The following is a 16,797-nucleotide window of genomic DNA, read 5'->3' as shown; positions in this document are numbered from 1 at the left end:
CGCCTCGATGGAATTGCCGCTGACGCTTCGCTTTCGCGCAGAAAAACAATGCGTCCAGATTTTGAATTGTGCAAGCACAATTCATTCCTTTCAAAATCTGTGACTTCCGCCAGAGACTTACCTTCATTCAGTTGGCGTTTAGAAGCCAACCGAATGAAGGTAAAAAAATATGTGCATCGCACAAATTCAAATAATTCAAAATTTAACTTAAGAAAAATTGTAACGTAAAAAAATACAATGCACAAGAAGAATCTTTCTAGGAAGGACATTTGTTTTCCCTAGATGTGCAAAAGAAATCGGTTACATTCCTTATATTATACGTCCCTTTAGTGTTTATATAAGTTTTGAACAAATATTGACGATTCATTTCCTCTTGTGAATTATACATTTATCTTTACTTTCTTCTATTATAATAGTCAATTTATTTTCGGAGAAAAAACCCGATCTCTTAGTAAAGAGAGCGGGTTTTATATTTTATATAAGGGGATGATTATTAGCTCGCTTTTGTTAGTTGGACATAGCGGTACTGGGCTAAAGCTCCTTGTACAATCTTTTCTTCAACATGTGTGAAGTTCGGCACTGCATATGTACGTTTTACTAACTGAAACGTACCGTATTTTAAATAGTATTCCGTTGCTGGTAATTCAATATGGTTTTCATCATGCTCTGCATAAGCATCAAATACTTCTTTAACTGTGTAACCTTCTTCTATTTCATGCACAATTTCTTTGAAAGCCGTGTGTCCAAAAGTTTGTTGCCATCTTGTTTCTACTGTCGCGAGTAAGTGTTGGATGGACATGCAGTTCACAAACTCATTACTTTCATTTAATTCGTAAATAAAATAAGATGCAATACTTTGTGCACTATAAACATTTCCCATTTCAAACACTCCTTCTGCGTTAGTTCTTTAAGATTGAGAGTAGCTGCTGGCTGAGCATCTACTCTTCTTCTTTTCCTATATATTCAAAAGTGGGGGACACTTATGAAAGCGTAATTTTTTTAGCTGTTCGTGGTTGGTAGCCTTCGAACGTTCAACTTAATCCCTAGTATATAACATGGTTTTAAAAAGGTCAACAATACTTATAAAATTACTTGGTATTATCTTTAAAATAATTTTAGATAATTCATCAAATGAGATGAAAACTTGATGTAGCAACGTTTTACGTATTACCAAATGAGGCATTTCAAATGAGAAAATACGAAAACGCTACAACTATCAATCTAGTTTATCTAATACTTTTGTGTTCTATTTGTAATTAAGCTTCTACTTGCTGAGCAGCTACAACTTGTGCAATTGCTTGTTCTAAATCCGCAATAATATCTTCTATCGCTTCTAAACCGATTGATAAGCGAATGAGTTCCTCAGATACACCAGTTTGTTTTAGTTCTTCAGCCGAAAGCTGTTGGTGCGTTGTAGATGCCGGGTGGATAATTAAAGATTTCGCATCCCCTACGTTTGCTACATGTGAGAATAATTTCACACTATCGATCAGTAATCGACCTGCTTCACGTCCACCTTTAATGCCAAATGTAAGCACGGAACCGAAGCCATTTTTCAAATATTTCTTTGCTAAATCATGAGTTGAGAAATCCTCTAACCCATTATAGTTTACGTATTCCACAGATGAGTGATTACGTAAATATTCAGCGACTGCTTGTGCATTTTCGTTATGTTTAGGAATACGCAAATGAAGCGTTTCTAAACCTTGTAATAAGTTAAATGCTGCATCAGCACTTAATGTTGGACCGAAATCACGAAGTAATTGTACACGCAGTTTTGTGGCAAATGCAGCCGCCGCTGTATCAATTCCGTAACGTAAACCATGGTAAGAAGCATCTGGCTCTGTGAAACCTGGGAATCTACCTTGGGTCCAATCAAACTTCCCTGCGTCTACGACAACGCCACCTAAAGTTGTTCCATGACCGCCAATCCATTTTGTTGCTGAGTGGACAACAATATCTGCACCGAAGTCAATTGGTGTTGAGCCATAAGGAGAAGCAAATGTACTATCGATAATTAGTGGTAAGCCATTTTCATGTGCAATATTTGCTACTGCTTCAACATCTAATACTTTTAAACTTGGATTTCCGTACCCTTCAGCGAATATCGCTTTTGTTTTTTCGTTAATAGCTGAGCGGAAGTTTTCTGGATTTGTTTCATCTACGAATATTGTTTTAATACCGTAGTTTGGTAATGTGTTGGCAAGTAAGTTATATGTGCCTCCGTATAAAGAACTCGCTGCCACGATCTCATCACCAGTGCCTGCAAGGTTTAAGATTGAAAATGCGATTGCCGCTGCACCAGATGAAAGTGCTACTGCTGCTGTACCGCCTTCTAATAAAGCGACGCGTTTCTCAAAAACGTCTACAGTTGGGTTAGTAATACGTGTATAAATATTGCCCGCTTCTTCTAGAGCGAAAAGACGTTGCGCATGAGCAGTGTCTTTAAATACGAAAGCCGTTGAACGGTAAACTGGCACTGTACGAGAGCCTGTCACTGGGTCTGGTTCTTGGCCACCGTGTAGTAGTAATGTTTCTGGTCTAAAATTTGTCATTGAATATTCCTCCTAAATGGTAGTTTTTTCACGATGGTACCGGAGATGAGGAGGATTTTTGTGTAGAAAACAAAAACCCCCTTCAGTTAAGAAGAGGGTTGCGGTTGCAAGTTTTCCTCCCCTTATCTGCCAGATCCAAATATAGAATCTGTAGGAATTAGCACCTTAGCAAATTTTTCACTTGCTGGTTGCCGGGCATCATAGGGCCTATCCCTCCGCCGCTCTTGATAAGAGTTATATGATTCAATTTCCATCGTTGTTACACAGTATAAACATAGACTTTTTTCCTGTCAACACAAAAATTTTATTTTTTCTGAACCTTCTGTCATGCAAAGCGCGTACTATAAATACATACACTACTAAAAATAAAAATTTTTGAAAGGAGCTTTTTTATGATTCAAGCTGTAATTATATGTATCCTCGTTGGTTACCTAATTGGCTGTATTCATGGCTCTAAAGTAGCGCAATTTTTTTCGGGCGTCGACTTGAAAAAAACCGGACATGGCAACGCTGGTGCTTCCAACGCTACGCTTTCTCTTGGGTGGAAATACGGCGCTTTAGTAGCAATCATTGATATTGGAAAAGGTGTTGCAGCAATAATTGGTATACGTCTTTATTTAGCAGATACGGTTGTTTTCACAGAGGGACAAATTTGGTTACTTACATATACGATCGCAGCTGGCGTAGTTTTAGGACATAATTTCCCATTCCATATGAGCTTTAACGGCGGGAAGGGAACCGCCTCAATTATTGGCATTTTACTTGCCGTTGATTGGAAAATTGGCCTTTTTGCACTTATTTTATTTGTCATATTATCGTTCGCTACGAATTACTTAATCGTGGGCGTCCTCGAATTTTATCTTGTCTTTTGTACAGCGACGTATTTATGGATTCCTGGCATTGGTCCTACCATTATCTCTATCTGGCTATTCATCATCGCTATTATTTTGCATATTGAAAATATTAAACGTCTCATCAATGGGACTGAACCAAAAATAGGTACCGCTTTTAAGAAAAATAAATAATTTTTCTGCTCTTTTTCAACATAAGTTCTTGACTCCACATTCCACTAATGGCGATTGCTTTATATCGATATAACATTATTCAAGAACAGATTTTGATGTTGAGTAATTTATTCACCTAATTACTCATGCTTATCTACTAGCCTCTGTATTTCCAAATTTAAAAAAGCCTTGAAGGCAATGTTACATTGCCCTTCAAGGCTTTTACTTATTATTTAATGAATGCTGGATCTTTCATTGTACCATTTTTCGCTAGATTTACATGCCAAGATAGTGCTTTTTCTAAGTCATGAGGTGTATGATGACCACCTGTTAATTCATTTGCATCATTGAAGTAAGCCCATAATTGCTCTCGGTAATCTGGGTGTACACAGTTGTCGATAATAAGACCAACGCGCTCTTTTGGTGCTAAACCTCGTAAATCGGCTACACCTTGCTCTGTTACGATAACATCCACATCATGCTCTGTATGGTCTACATGTGACACCATTGGCACGATACTTGAGATTTTGCCGCCTTTTGCGTAAGATTTTGTCACGAAAATACCAAGACGTGCATTACGTGCGAAATCTCCTGAACCGCCAATACCATTCATCATTCTTGAGCCAGATACATGTGTAGAGTTTACGTTACCATAAATATCTACTTCAAGCGCTGTATTAACAGAAATTAAACCGAGTCGTCGAATAATTTCTGGTTGATTTGAAATTTCCTGTGGGCGTAATACTAGTTTATCAGCGTATTTCTCAAAGTTACCGTATACACGATTTCCTACTTCTTCAGATAGAGTAATAGAGGTCGCAGATGCAAAACTTACTTTTCCTGCATCGATTAAATCAAATACTGCATCTTGTAATACTTCTGAATACACTTCTAAATTTTCAAATTCAGAATCCTTGAAGCCAAGTAATACAGCATTTGCTACTGAACCTACACCTGATTGCAATGGACGTAAGCTCGTAGTTAATCGACCTACTTTAATCTCATCACGCAAGAAGTTAAGTAAGTGATTCGCCATAATATCTGTCTCTTCATCAGCAGGAACAATTGTTGATGGAGCATCTAAAATATCCGAAATAACGATACCTTTTACTTTATCAAGATCTAAAGGAATGCCGATTAACCCCAAACGATCAGATACGTTTAACATCGGAATAGGGTCGCGTTTACCTTGTGGGCCCGGTACAAAAATATCATGCACACCTTCTAATGCATCAAGCTGTGCTATGTTTAGCTCAATGATTATTTGGTCAGCTTCTTGCACGAAGATTGGTGAGTTACCAACTGAAGTTGTTGGAATAAGCAGGCCATCTTCTGTAATAGCAGTCGCTTCAATAATAGCGAAGTCAATTGGACCAATGATCCCCTGACGTACTAGTTCAGCGTTATGCGAAAGATGCGCATCAACAAATGTGATGTCACCACTGTTAACCTTATTGCGAATACCAGCATCAGCTTGGAAAGGTCCACGCTTGCGAATAATGCCCGCTTCCGCCATGTATTGGTCAACTTCTGGTCCAAGTGATGCACCTGTATATACATCTACCTTGAAGCTCTCTGTTTTTGCTTTTTCTACAAGTGCAAGCGGTACCACTTTTACGTCACCAGCACGTGTAAATCCACTCATACCAAGTATCATGCCATCCTTAATCCAAGATGCTGCTTCTTCAGCTGTTACTACTTTACTTCGTAACTGTTCATTACGAATCTTTTTTGCTAACTTCTCTTCCATTCCCTATTCCCCCATCCTAATTTGTGTTTATTTCAACTAAGTTTTGTCTTGTTCTTTGGTACACCCCACCAAATTTAGTAGAACAAAAGCCAAATAACCAGTCGCATATCCAATTTTACACCAATTAGAAATAATATGCTATATCTAACAAAATATTTAACTTTACGAGATTATTTCGTTTTATAATATATTATTTAAAAATAGTTATAGATTACTAATATCTATGGTGATACGTGGAATTTATTCGATTTTAGGAGAAAAGCGTGATATGCTTTTCGTAATTACATACATATCAGAGAAAAGGGGCAATTTCACATGGTTAAAGAATTATTACGCAACCACTCTTCTGTTCGTATTTACGACGGAAATCCAATTTCAAAAGAAATCGTTGAAGATTTAATTGCTACAGCTCAAATGGCTGCTACATCACATTTCGTCCAAGCATATAGTGTTATTTGGGTAACCGATGAAGCGAAAAAAGAACAATTAGGATTATTATCTAGTAATACACGCCAATACGAAACTTCTGGTGGCGCTTTTGTTTTTTGTGTAGACTTCAAACGTCTGCAAATGGCGGGCAAATTAGAAGGCGTTGACATCGTCGCGGATTCAGCAGAAAACGTACTTGTTGGTGTTGCAGACGTATCCCTATTCGCACAAAACTTCGTCATTGCAGCAGAATCTATGGGTTACGGCATTTGCTATATTGGCGGTGTACGTAACAAACCAGAGGAAATTAGCGAGCTGTTTAATCTACCAGACTACGTATTCCCGCTATTTGGCTTAACGATTGGCGTACCATCACGTCGTAATGAAGTAAAGCCTCGTTTACCAGTGGCAGCTGTACTACATGAAAATGAATATAATATAGAAAAATACGAGGAACTTTTACCAGCTTACAACGAAACAATGGAAGCTTACTATAATAGCCGCTCCTCTAATCGTAAAATCGATAATTGGACAAAGCAAATGGCTGATTTCTTAATCGAACAACGTCGTCCGTTTATTAAAGATTTTTTAGCAAACAAAGGGTTTAATTGGAAGTGATTATTTTAAGTGTGGAGTTACTATTGAAAGATAATAGCTCCATATTTTTATGTTATGAAAAAATATCCAATCGAAAATAGTACTTTTGTCCAGATCCATACGCGTATTACAAAAGCAGATTAACCAAATAGACTCTTTTCTTTTCCAACAATTCCATTAATATTAAAAGTAGGACCTCTATTTCGAAAGGAGATGTACTAAAGTGTCCTATTTAGATAAACATCTTGCTCGTACCTTAGAACAGCAACATAAACGAACTGTTAGAGGCTTGTTTTTAAAAATTCAAGACTTAAATAATGAATGCACGATTTTAAGAAAACGGATTGAAGAGCATATTGACTTAACTCAATACCATGATGCCCTTGATTACGTAAATAAATATGTTGTACATACTACTATTTTAAATTTGAAATTCATCACTAATTCTCAAAATTTAGAGGTTGTCGTACTGCATTCAATTCTTATAGAATTCATATTAACAAATGAAACGGCTAAATCATTTGACTATGAAAAACAATTACTTGAAGGATATATCGAGGAGATTCTAGCTTTGAATGACCATGCACCAGTGCTATTTGCCAACCATAAAGAAAAGATGCTGCAATACATCACCTCCCAAACAACATGAAAAAAGACGATCACCGCAACAGTACATTGCTCTGATCGTCTTTTTGTCTATTGTAAACCTTTAATGATGAGTGTACGAACTGGTAGGAATTGCTCTCCTGTATCTCCGTAGGTCACCAATACTTCATCACCTACTTGTAAATAGATTGAAAGTGGCTCCGTTTCCGCACTGACTAAGTAATTTTTACCGTTATCTAATAAGAACGATACCACTGTAAAATCCCCAAGTCGCTCCTTATAAACCCGCTGCACTTTGCCACTTACATTTTTCTCCTCGGCACTAGAACTGCCTTCAACTGTACTACTACCTCGACTTAACGCTGTTTTATATAATTTCAACGCTTCTTTAGGTGTCGTAGCATACGCTGAAATCTCAGGATTTGCTGCTGATACGATGAAATAATTTTGCAAGAAACCATTCGCATCTAGTACGGCCGTTAGCCAGCTCGCTTCACCGTAGAAGTTATATAGTACAGGCATTTCCCCTGTCCATTTTTTCTCGATAAATTTCTTCTCAATAATTTGCAATGCACCTTGCGAATCCATATACGATGCATCTCGGTTACCCGTATAATATGTCGCCTGTCCTGTTCTAGCGTTCGTTAAAGAATACCCAAGCATCGAATCGACACCCTCTTTAGGACTTGTGAAATCTGTGAAGTAATACATTTCTCCGTTTTCATTAAAAATCGGGCTGACATTTGATTCTGTTCCTTCATCTGAAGGTAACTTCACATCTTTTTTCCCAAATAAACTATTCCAATAACCATGTACATATTTTCCATAATAGCTATTTTGCAGACTTACTGTTTCAGGTGATACTGCCCCGTCTATAAATTCTGGTACATCTGCAAGCTTAATTACTTCTGTTTTACCAGATAATGCATCGACTAGTACGATTCCTTGAACATCAAAACCATTACGTGCTGAGATAAATTCACCGTAAGAACGGATATAGTAAGGTTTGCCATCATCATCGACTTCAAGTTGTACATCTCCGTAGTAAATAAGGAATGGATGTTGTAGACGCATATGACGCTCTAAGTTTTTATTTAAATACGCAGAAGGGACATATTTCATTTCCTGCGCCACAAATTTCGGATTATCAGTAGAGTCTGTTGCACTCATTGTGAAGTAACCAGGTGTTGTATCTCCGTTCATCCACTTAAAGAAGCCTGAAAATTCCACTGGTGCGATATAGACATACTTACCATCTACCTTTTGAATTTGTAAACGACCTAGCTCATAGTAACTTGTATTGGGCACTTGACCAAATGCTTTTTTCATTTTATTGCGCACGAATTTTGGTGGAACGCTCGCAGGAGTCTGTGTTTCATCGAATGGTTTAATTTCGACCTCTGCTTTCATTTCTGCTGACTGGTATTTGTCATCAGCATTCCAAAGCGGTGCTGATAATACATAGCCAGCAACGACTAAGCTTGCTAAAAATAGAATGCCTTTGATTTTGCGTTCAATTCCACTCGCAAGAAAAGCACCCGCTAATGTTAGTACAATTATAGCTGGCCAAAAAACGAGCCAATTCACGTCAATTTTCGTGACATATAGTGTAATCCCTGTTGCCAAGAATCCAAGAATAAAAGTTCCAATAAAAAAGTAACCAATTACTTTTTTAGATTTTCCTTCTTCTCTTTTTTTCGTTATAAGCGGCGTTAATAATACGCTCGCAATTAATGCAATGACTGCCGATGCAAGAAGCAACTTGATCATTCTTTTCACCCTTCCTTAACCTACTGTCTAACTTATTTACGATTACATACCGTAAAAGTTTCAATCATAAAAATAATATTAATTATGCTTTAGTGTAATTAGGTCCGTAGTCCTTATCATTATTTTACTACTTATTGAAGTTGGCGTATTTTATTCTCGCTATTACACTTTCGGTATAAAACATTTACTATAATGAAGGTAATTACAATGGTATTCTTAGAAATATGGTGAATTTCATGTGAGAGGAGTTGAACAACGTGACAAAAAAATTATTAATCAGCTGTATTATTTTATTCGGTTTTTACTATATTTTTTTCTTTTCCCGTATTTCTGAGGAGTTGACGCTCATCTTTAAAGTCATTCCTATGATTCTCATTATTATTCTGGCAGCTATACAAAAAGCACCACATGCTAAAAAATATCAGCTACTCATTATTGTCGGGCTTGTTTTTTGTATGATTGGTGACTATACATTGCAATGGTTTTTATTCGGACTTACTAGCTTTTTAATTGGGCATGTTTTTTATATTTTTGCCTTTGCTAGTACAAATGAACGAAAAATACCCACTTGGGCTAAGGTCGTCCTCTTAACGTATGGTGTGATAATGGGTGCATGGATCGCTGGTACAGTATTTACTTCCGGTGATGCGATACTAACAGTTGCAGTACTCGCTTATATTTCTGTTATTTTAATAATGGGCTGGACGTCCATTCGAACTGGATCCACATTAGCATTGATGGGTGCCTTATTGTTTATTTCATCCGATTCCTATTTAGCTATTAATAAATTTGTAATGCCGCTACCCTATTCACACGAAGTTATTATGCTGACCTATTATAGCGCACAACTACTCATTGCACTCAGCATTCAACAATATTCCGAAAACCGAAGCAAAGTGTTACAATAAGTGAAAATCATTCTTCAGGAGGCAATATTTATGAAAGAACAAGTAATTGAACGATTAATTCGCTACGCAAAAATTGATACTCAATCCGACTTTACAAGCGAGACAACGCCTTCCACTCAGAAACAATTCGACTTATTGTACATGTTAAAGGACGAACTTATTGCTATTGGTTTAACTGATATAACGTTAGATGACAATGGCTACTTATTTGCAACGCTTGAATCAAATACAGATAAAGAAGTTCCAACAATCGGATTTTTAGCACATGTGGATACAGCGACTGATTTCACAGGTACAAACGTCAATCCACAACGCATCGACAACTACGATGGTGGAGATATCCACCTAAATCCTAATTTAGTGATGTCACCAACAGACTTCCCTGAGCTTAAAAATTATGTCGGCCAAACACTCATTACAACTGACGGTACAACACTGTTAGGCGCTGATGATAAAGCTGGCATCGCGGAAATTATTTCCGCAATGGATTACCTAGTGAAAAACCCTCACATTAAACACGGTAAAATACGTGTGGCATTTACGCCTGATGAAGAAATCGGTCGTGGTCCACATAAATTTGATATAGAGGCTTTCGGTGCTGACTATGCCTACACAATGGATGGTGGCCCACTTGGTGAACTTCAATTTGAAAGCTTTAATGCAGCAGGAGTGAAAGTCATTACTAAGGGTACGAGTGTACATCCAGGCTCTGCAAAAAATAAAATGGTCAATGCGATTACAATGGCAATCGCTTTCCAAAACGAAATGCCTGCAGATGCTGTACCAGAAAAAACAGAAGGCTATGAAGGGTTTATCCATTTGATGAATTTCAACGGTTCCATCGAACTTGCAGAGCTTTCTTATATCGTACGCGACCATGATCGTCAAAAATTCGAAGCAAAAAAACAACTAATGCTGGATACAGCTGCAAAAATTCAATCACAATTTGGTGAAAATGCATTAAGTATTTCTATCGAAGATCAATATTATAATATGGGCGAAAAAATTGAACCTGTAAAAGAGATTGTCGACATTGCCCGTGTAGCAATGGAAAAATTAGATATTACACCGAACACATTACCAATCCGTGGCGGTACTGATGGCTCACAGCTTTCTTATATGGGCTTACCAACACCGAATATTTTTGCCGGTGGTGAAAATATGCACGGTAAATTCGAATATGTATCTGGAGAAACAATGGAAAAAGCAACACAAGTAATTATAGAAATTGTGCAGCTTTTCGAACAGCAAGGTAAGTAATCTTACTCGGCGGATGTTGCTACGAGGGAAAGATCCCTTTTCTTCGTAGTTTCCGCCTTAATATAACTGAATTTTCCAATTACATAGATTATTTTGGGTTGTTTTAATCAAAATGAGGTGAAATTGTTATGAAAGAAATTGCATTGGGTATTTTAGCTTCTCTATTTTTTGCCGTGACATTTATTTTAAATCACGCAATGGAAATGCAAGGCGGTAGTTGGCTATGGAGTGCTTCATTACGCTACTTTTTTATGCTTCCATTTTTGCTTGTCATTGTCTTTTACCGTAAAGGCTTTACACAACTTTCAGGAGAGATGAAGGCTCAACCTGTTGCTTGGCTATCATGGAGCTTTGTCGGCTTCGTACTATTTTACGCACCACTAACGTTTGCTGCAGCATTTGGTCCAGGTTGGCTCGTTTCGGGTACATGGCAGTTTACAATTGTCGCAGGCGTATTACTCGCTCCCCTTTTTGTTTCTGTAATTGCAAATAAAACCGTCCGCCAAAAAATCCCGCTCGTATCGTTACTTATTTCATGCGTTATTTTAGTCGGTATTTTATTGATTCAAGTTCCACAAGCACAAAATGTTCCTCTAAAAAGCTTGATGCTCGGCATTTTACCAGTCGTTATAGCAGCATTCGCTTATCCACTTGGTAATCGTAAAATGATGGATGTTTGTGATGGACGTATCGATACATTTCAGCGCGTACTTGGCATGACAATTGCGTCAATGCCAGCATGGATCGTAATGGCTATTTATGCAATAGCGACAGTCGGACTCCCTTCAAAGACTCAAGTCCTTCAATGCTTATTGGTCGGTATTAGCTCTGGTGTCATTGCTACTATTCTATTTTTTATTGCGACCGATCGTGTACGAGATCACCAGGGCAAACTAGCCGCTGTAGAAGCGACACAATCAACAGAAATACTTTTCGTTATTATTGGGGAAGTGCTCCTATTAGGTATTGCGTTCCCAGACCCAATTGCGCTTGCTGGACTTGGCGTTATCATTGTCGGTATGCTATTACACAGCTACTATACTATGCTACTCGGTAAAAGGAATTCCACTGAGAAATCGTTATCTTCATAGATTAAAGGACCGTTAATAAGTCCCTAAAATAAAACAGGTAAGGAAAAACAATTTGTTTTCCCTCACCTGTTTTTCTATTACTAAGATTTTCATCCTTCAATCAAATAAGTAAAGGATTTATTATTCATAAGACATTAGTTGGTTGCCATAATGATTATAGATAAAACCATAGCCCGGTGCAAAAAATCCACTAAAGGGAATTTCCACAACATTGTTAAACGTACCTGCTTCTGTTGTGACTGTGTAATGAATGGCACGAACAAGCTCTTCCTGTTCCATTCCACTCACTATACTAGTCACTTTTGAGCCCTCTGTAACTGGCTTTTCAAATATATATTTGATGCCATCCATTTCATAATTAAAGGTTTTTTCTGTTTCATGATAGTCAATGAACTTATAAACGTTTTGCGTTTCAAAGCGATTATTAGTCGTTTTCTTATAAACAGAGGTTGGAGTACGATAGTTCTGATACACTAGCTGTTGAAGTGTATCATTTGGCAAGAAAGAGGTTGTAATAATCGGTGATTCGTTCGGTCTTATGGTAGCTAGAGCTTGTTTCGGTACACTATATACTTCCCCATCTATCTCAATCCAAGCTGTCATATCATTTTCTGTCAATAACACTCCTTCATCAAAACGTTTTAGCTCTTTTTGACTTCCATTAACTTCAGCATTTACACCATATCGAATATAGCGTTTCCCTTATTTTTTCACAGGTTCGAGTAATGTTACAGGGAAGTAGAATCCAGATCCCAGATTAAGGTATCCATTATTTTCAAATTCAAATCCTACCATGAGGTATCCATTAATTTCAAGTCCAATTGATGAAAAAGCAGTTCCTTTTGAATACATTCCCGCCTCCATCGCTCCATTCGTTGGACCGTATAACATCTGTGCATCAGCCGTTAACATATAGAATCCTTCGTCTCTTTTCGTTGTTTCGACAATGCGAATATCTGAGCCATCAATATAGTGGTCAATAGAATCACCAGTCTCATTATAATCAGAGTAGAATAGGTTTTCACCTATGGAAATATTATGATACACGACTCCAGTTGTGTAATGTGTTCCATAGCTATGTTCATCACCTTGACGACTGATGTTAATATAGCCAGGATTATCATAAAAAGAAGCGCGGATATTCAAAGGTACTTTCTTAAAAACAACTAAATCCGTTGCTTGTACACGATAACCTGAGCTCATCCAATAAAATGTTTTACCTTTATACTTTTCGATATCATAAACCCGAAAATAGTTGTTGCGCTTGACTGTCATTGAGCTATACGTACCATTTGTATTTTTCTTATATACTTTTACATCCTTTGTAAAAGTCATTTTGCCTGTTTGTCCCTTCACAACTTGTGCCCCGTCCCACTGCACTTCCGCTTTAGATGATGATGGGTTTGTTAAAAAGGCTAAAACGATGAACAAAGTGATAATATATTTCTTCATTTATCCCCCTCCATTTATTTCTAATTAAACTTCTACTTTTTACCATAGTATACCACGCTCATTGATTTACCAAACTTCACCATCAAAAACTAACAGTAAGTAAGCAAAACAAAAAAAAGCGACTTATCCACATGTGAATAAGTCGCTCTGAGATTTTCACGTTCCTAAAAAATGAGGGGGGTTTTAGGACCGCTTTCATGAACTAGCAAACTTCTGGAGAAAAGTAGCTAAAGTCCATCCTCTTTACACTCGTTTTGTAAAAGAGGAATAATCTTTATACGATAATGATAATCATTATCAGTTATAAAGTCAACACCCATTCTAACATTTAATAAAATATTTTAAAAATTGTTGCAATTATCTTTTAAGCGAGTGTCGATATTGCCATTGTTTCAATTGGAAGTGCAAAAAACAACCGATACAAAATCCTGCAATGGCGACAGATGAAGCAATCGCAACTAATATTGTAAATACATAGCCCGCCACTTGCCAATCTAATAGGAAACTTATGAATCCACCGGCTAAACAAACACTAGCTATACTGGAATTGAATTTTTGTTGCTGTGCATCTTCTGGTATATACGCAGATGGTGCTTTTCTCAAAAAGTTCTTTCCGAGACGAATTATTGGATTAAAATTGCATAAAACACCGAGCAAATTGGCTACTAGAGGAATCGCTAATAACCAAACAATCCCTGTCGCCCACGTCAGCACAACACTAATTAGAATAGTCCACTGATTGAGTCGAACAAGCGGTCTTGGAATTAAAAATGGCTGGGTCATCCTTAAACCTACCTTTCAGATATGTTTAATTTATCTTACGTTATTGCATTCCATTTGTGAAGAAAAAATTAATAATTTATAATAAGAAAAGGAAGAAACACCCTCATGCGGACATTTCTTTTATTTAGATACAAACGACTTACAAAGAAAAGGTGATGGAAATGCCAGCATTAACAATGGATCAAGTACGACAGCTCAATTCGTACAGCATTTACACAACAGAACCTAAACGGACATTATTTACGTTAGCAGATATACATAAAGATTTTTATCATGACGATTTTTTACAGCTAATGGTGGGGATTACCGATGCTGCGACAGAAACTGCAGCAATTTCTCATTTTTCACGACGCTACGGTATGTTTTTTGCAATGCAATTTTACATGCTTGCTGCCTATGACGAAGTATGGAACGGTAAGCCTCTTGAAATCCGTTTCGATGCCGCAAAAGAATTCGGTGCTTTCACCGTGAGCATGTTCGTTAATCCAAATGATTGGCGCTACGTAGACGAAGACGAACGCCAAGCAGTTATCGAAAAAATTCTGTATGATGGGCAAATTATTGTACAACAGCTCCGTAAGGTAACATCGATTTCTCCACTTACTATATGGGAGAATTTCTTTGGTTATTTACTATGGCATTATCACATGTTGCTATCTAATCCCGGTCTTGCAGATCAAGCAATGGAAGATATCGAAGTTTTAGAAGACCCAAAAACATGGGCACGTTTCTCCACTAAATCTTGGTGGGCTGAATATACAGGTAACCGTAGCCCGTCAGATTTAGTGAATATTCCTGTACGGAAAACATGCTGCTTCTCTAAAGACATTCCAGGCTTAATGGCATGTGGCTTCTGTCCACTAAAAAAATAATAAACATGTTACCTAACTCAAAGAAAAAGCCTTACCTCTCACATTCCTGTGAAAAGTAAGGCTTATTTTTCATTTGATTCGTGTACTAATCACTTCGACTGCCTGCATAAATTGCTCAACAAATGCCTCTCGTTTTACCGAATGAAGTACCTTTACATTTGGCGTTTTGCCGCTTGCGCCCATATAATCAACGACTGTAGTACCGGCTGTTACGCCATCTAATGAGACTTCCACATAACAATCTTGACCTTCAAATAATTCTGGAGACAGTACATAAGCTACTGCACATAAGTCATGGAAACGAATCGTTGAATCGTAGTTTTCCGCATGAAACGGTGTTCGCTTCATAACACCTAAGTAAAACGTTAGCATTTTTACAACCTTGTCCGAAAAATCGGTACCTATTGCTGCAATCCGCTGCGTTTCCTCAACTGTCACATACGCCTTATGCGTCACATCAAGACCACTCATGACAATTGGTAATCCCGAACGGAAAACAATTTCTACTGCATGTGGATCGACGTAAGCATTAAATTCAGCAGTTGGCGACATATTGCCACCCACAGCCGAGCCACCCATCCAAGAAATCACTTTTATTTTCGACTTTACCTCAGGATGTGCTAATAATAAGGCTGCAATATTCGTTAAAGGGCCTGTCGCCACAATTGTGACTGGCACAGGACTAGCTAATAATGTTTCGACCATTGCCTGTATAGCTGGTCGCTCACTGCATGGTAAAGTTGGGGCTGGCAAATCAACATTACCTAGACCACTCTCCCCATGAATATCTTCGGCTACTTCAAGTTCACGTAAAATAGGCTTATCCAACCCTTGCGCCACTTCGACATTCGCACCGATATAACTTAAAAAAGCACGTGCATTATAATTTGTTTTATCTTGGGATATATTGCCCGCCGCCGTTGTCACGAGTAAAATATCAAGCTCTTCACTTGCACAAGCATATGTCAACATCATCGCATCATCAATACCTGGATCTGTATCAATAATCACTGGGATTTTTCGCATGTTACCTACCACCTTCTTATACTCTATAAACCACTCACCGTCTTGCTGCATCATACTAACGCCAAGCCAGCCCTCTTTTAGTAAAGCTTGCTGTGCTACTGTATCTGCCATATGAATGCGTGTTGTTTCGCTGAATTGTTGTGCTACATCTTCACGTAAATCTTTCATAAAGACATAACGTAATTTACCACCATACTTTAGCTTTAGTGCCACGACCTGCATACCCTGCGCAAATTTATCCTTTAAGCTTGCGATATTAAACGGCATGACTGTCGCACAAATATAATCAAAGCGTGTGCGGTCTAATTCCCGCATCACAACTTGTGCTAACGTACGTTGAAGCCCATAGCCTCGGTATTTTGGATGTACAACAGAAATTTCCTGATAAGCGACTCTCGGTAATTCATGTTCTCCAAGCCCAGCATCTCGACCTAAATGCTCGGTATCTATTGGTGGTTCCAGTAATGCACGAAATGCCACTAACTTTTCATCAACAAAAGCACCTACCATGACACCGTGATCTCCAAGTAAAAACTGTAATTCTTCAAGCGATAATGGCTGTAATATTTTTTTATCCTCTAACGCCGCAATAACATCTTGCTGTACTGTTTCTACCGCTTCGATATCCTCCATGCTCAAGCGTCGTACTGAAAAAGGTGTATCTCCTAACATTCCCTCATAAATTGACATGCCT

General features: G+C 37.9%; 15 protein-coding genes, 1 pseudogene and 1 riboswitch. Of the genes and pseudogenes, 7 read left to right on the top strand and 9 right to left on the bottom strand.

Annotated features, from left to right (window positions below; all coding sequences use genetic code 11):
- Nucleotides 1-493 precede the first annotated feature (493 nt).
- Complete coding sequence (locus tag AEA09_RS16870) at nucleotides 494-880, bottom strand: hypothetical protein (RefSeq protein WP_053585120.1); 387 nt, start codon at nucleotides 878-880, stop codon at nucleotides 494-496.
- A gap of 376 nt (nucleotides 881-1,256) precedes the next feature.
- The gene (locus AEA09_RS16865; RefSeq protein ID WP_053585119.1) at nucleotides 1,257-2,555 is read right to left on the bottom strand and encodes an O-acetylhomoserine aminocarboxypropyltransferase/cysteine synthase family protein; all 1,299 of its coding nucleotides are present in this window, start codon (nucleotides 2,553-2,555) and stop codon (nucleotides 1,257-1,259) included.
- Nucleotides 2,556-2,674: 119 nt separating this feature from the next.
- Nucleotides 2,675-2,789: riboswitch (SAM riboswitch) on the bottom strand.
- 158 nt (nucleotides 2,790-2,947) lie between these two features.
- Here AEA09_RS16865 and AEA09_RS16860 point away from each other — a divergent pair.
- Nucleotides 2,948-3,580, top strand: a complete 633-nt coding sequence (locus AEA09_RS16860; protein ID WP_053585118.1) for a glycerol-3-phosphate acyltransferase — start codon at nucleotides 2,948-2,950, stop codon at nucleotides 3,578-3,580.
- Nucleotides 3,581-3,788: 208 nt separating this feature from the next.
- Here AEA09_RS16860 and scpC read toward each other — a convergent pair whose 3' ends face one another.
- Nucleotides 3,789-5,309: a succinyl-CoA:acetate CoA-transferase ScpC gene (gene scpC / locus AEA09_RS16855; protein ID WP_053585117.1), complete on the bottom strand. Its 1,521-nt coding sequence runs from the start codon at nucleotides 5,307-5,309 to the stop codon at nucleotides 3,789-3,791.
- Nucleotides 5,310-5,624: 315 nt separating this feature from the next.
- Between scpC and chrR the strand changes: the two genes are divergently transcribed.
- Entirely contained in the window at nucleotides 5,625-6,356 is a 732-nt protein-coding gene (gene chrR, locus AEA09_RS16850; protein ID WP_053585116.1) for a class II chromate reductase ChrR, read from the top strand.
- A 202-nt stretch (nucleotides 6,357-6,558) separates the two neighbouring features.
- Nucleotides 6,559-6,984, top strand: a complete 426-nt coding sequence (locus tag AEA09_RS16845; RefSeq protein ID WP_053585115.1) for a hypothetical protein — start codon at nucleotides 6,559-6,561, stop codon at nucleotides 6,982-6,984.
- Between the two features lie 47 nt (nucleotides 6,985-7,031).
- On the opposite strand, the gene AEA09_RS16840 is transcribed toward AEA09_RS16845, so the two are convergent.
- Complete coding sequence (locus AEA09_RS16840; protein ID WP_053585114.1) at nucleotides 7,032-8,711, bottom strand: tripartite tricarboxylate transporter TctB family protein; 1,680 nt, start codon at nucleotides 8,709-8,711, stop codon at nucleotides 7,032-7,034.
- Nucleotides 8,712-8,968: 257 nt separating this feature from the next.
- Here AEA09_RS16840 and AEA09_RS16835 point away from each other — a divergent pair, with 257 nt between their 5' ends.
- From AEA09_RS16835 to AEA09_RS16825, 3 genes are all read left to right on the top strand, one after another.
- Entirely contained in the window at nucleotides 8,969-9,619 is a 651-nt protein-coding gene (locus AEA09_RS16835) for a lysoplasmalogenase (RefSeq protein ID WP_053585113.1), read from the top strand.
- A gap of 30 nt (nucleotides 9,620-9,649) precedes the next feature.
- Nucleotides 9,650-10,879 (top strand): peptidase T, encoded by a 1,230-nt coding sequence (gene pepT, locus AEA09_RS16830; RefSeq protein WP_053585112.1) that lies wholly within the window; start codon nucleotides 9,650-9,652, stop codon nucleotides 10,877-10,879.
- Nucleotides 10,880-11,007: 128 nt separating this feature from the next.
- Nucleotides 11,008-11,970, top strand: coding sequence for a DMT family transporter (locus AEA09_RS16825; protein ID WP_053585111.1), 963 nt, complete (start codon nucleotides 11,008-11,010; stop codon nucleotides 11,968-11,970).
- Nucleotides 11,971-12,090: 120 nt separating this feature from the next.
- Here the strand turns inward: AEA09_RS16825 and AEA09_RS16820 are convergent, their stop codons facing one another.
- The 3 genes from AEA09_RS16820 to AEA09_RS16810 form a co-directional block, all read right to left on the bottom strand.
- Nucleotides 12,091-12,588, bottom strand: a complete 498-nt coding sequence (locus tag AEA09_RS16820) for a hypothetical protein (protein WP_053585110.1) — start codon at nucleotides 12,586-12,588, stop codon at nucleotides 12,091-12,093.
- 84 nt (nucleotides 12,589-12,672) lie between these two features.
- Entirely contained in the window at nucleotides 12,673-13,422 is a 750-nt protein-coding gene (locus AEA09_RS16815; RefSeq protein ID WP_053585109.1) for a hypothetical protein, read from the bottom strand.
- Between the two features lie 357 nt (nucleotides 13,423-13,779).
- Nucleotides 13,780-14,205, bottom strand: coding sequence for a DUF4395 domain-containing protein (locus AEA09_RS16810; RefSeq protein WP_053585108.1), 426 nt, complete (start codon nucleotides 14,203-14,205; stop codon nucleotides 13,780-13,782).
- Between the two features lie 161 nt (nucleotides 14,206-14,366).
- Here AEA09_RS16810 and AEA09_RS16805 point away from each other — a divergent pair, with 161 nt between their 5' ends.
- The gene (locus AEA09_RS16805) at nucleotides 14,367-15,077 is read left to right on the top strand and encodes a Fe-S oxidoreductase (protein WP_053585107.1); all 711 of its coding nucleotides are present in this window, start codon (nucleotides 14,367-14,369) and stop codon (nucleotides 15,075-15,077) included.
- A 69-nt stretch (nucleotides 15,078-15,146) separates the two neighbouring features.
- On the opposite strand, the gene AEA09_RS16800 is transcribed toward AEA09_RS16805, so the two are convergent.
- Entirely contained in the window at nucleotides 15,147-16,103 is a 957-nt protein-coding gene (locus AEA09_RS16800) for a nucleoside hydrolase (protein ID WP_156312243.1), read from the bottom strand.
- Between the two features lie 18 nt (nucleotides 16,104-16,121).
- Nucleotides 16,122-16,793: pseudogene (locus AEA09_RS20010) on the bottom strand (N-acetyltransferase); the annotation flags it as partial.
- Between the last annotated feature and the right edge of the window lie 4 nt (nucleotides 16,794-16,797).

Origin of the sequence: Lysinibacillus contaminans (assembly GCF_001278945.1) — a bacterium.
GTDB lineage: Bacteria > Bacillota > Bacilli > Bacillales_A > Planococcaceae > Lysinibacillus > Lysinibacillus contaminans.
The sequence above is the reverse complement of the archived record's forward strand: the minus strand, read 5'-3'. Positions and strand labels throughout refer to the sequence as shown.

Coding starts and splice junctions, on each gene's coding strand:
- AEA09_RS16870 (WP_053585120.1), bottom strand. CDS start 880: ATGGGAAATGTTTATAGTGCACAAAGTATTGCATCTTATTTTATTTAC.
- AEA09_RS16865 (WP_053585119.1), bottom strand. CDS start 2,555: ATGACAAATTTTAGACCAGAAACATTACTACTACACGGTGGCCAAGAA.
- AEA09_RS16860 (WP_053585118.1), top strand. CDS start 2,948: ATGATTCAAGCTGTAATTATATGTATCCTCGTTGGTTACCTAATTGGC.
- scpC (WP_053585117.1), bottom strand. CDS start 5,309: ATGGAAGAGAAGTTAGCAAAAAAGATTCGTAATGAACAGTTACGAAGT.
- chrR (WP_053585116.1), top strand. CDS start 5,625: ATGGTTAAAGAATTATTACGCAACCACTCTTCTGTTCGTATTTACGAC.
- AEA09_RS16840 (WP_053585114.1), bottom strand. CDS start 8,711: ATGATCAAGTTGCTTCTTGCATCGGCAGTCATTGCATTAATTGCGAGC.
- pepT (WP_053585112.1), top strand. CDS start 9,650: ATGAAAGAACAAGTAATTGAACGATTAATTCGCTACGCAAAAATTGAT.
- AEA09_RS16825 (WP_053585111.1), top strand. CDS start 11,008: ATGAAAGAAATTGCATTGGGTATTTTAGCTTCTCTATTTTTTGCCGTG.
- AEA09_RS16815 (WP_053585109.1), bottom strand. CDS start 13,422: ATGAAGAAATATATTATCACTTTGTTCATCGTTTTAGCCTTTTTAACA.
- AEA09_RS16810 (WP_053585108.1), bottom strand. CDS start 14,205: ATGACCCAGCCATTTTTAATTCCAAGACCGCTTGTTCGACTCAATCAG.
- AEA09_RS16805 (WP_053585107.1), top strand. CDS start 14,367: ATGCCAGCATTAACAATGGATCAAGTACGACAGCTCAATTCGTACAGC.
- AEA09_RS16800 (WP_156312243.1), bottom strand. CDS start 16,103: ATGCGAAAAATCCCAGTGATTATTGATACAGATCCAGGTATTGATGAT.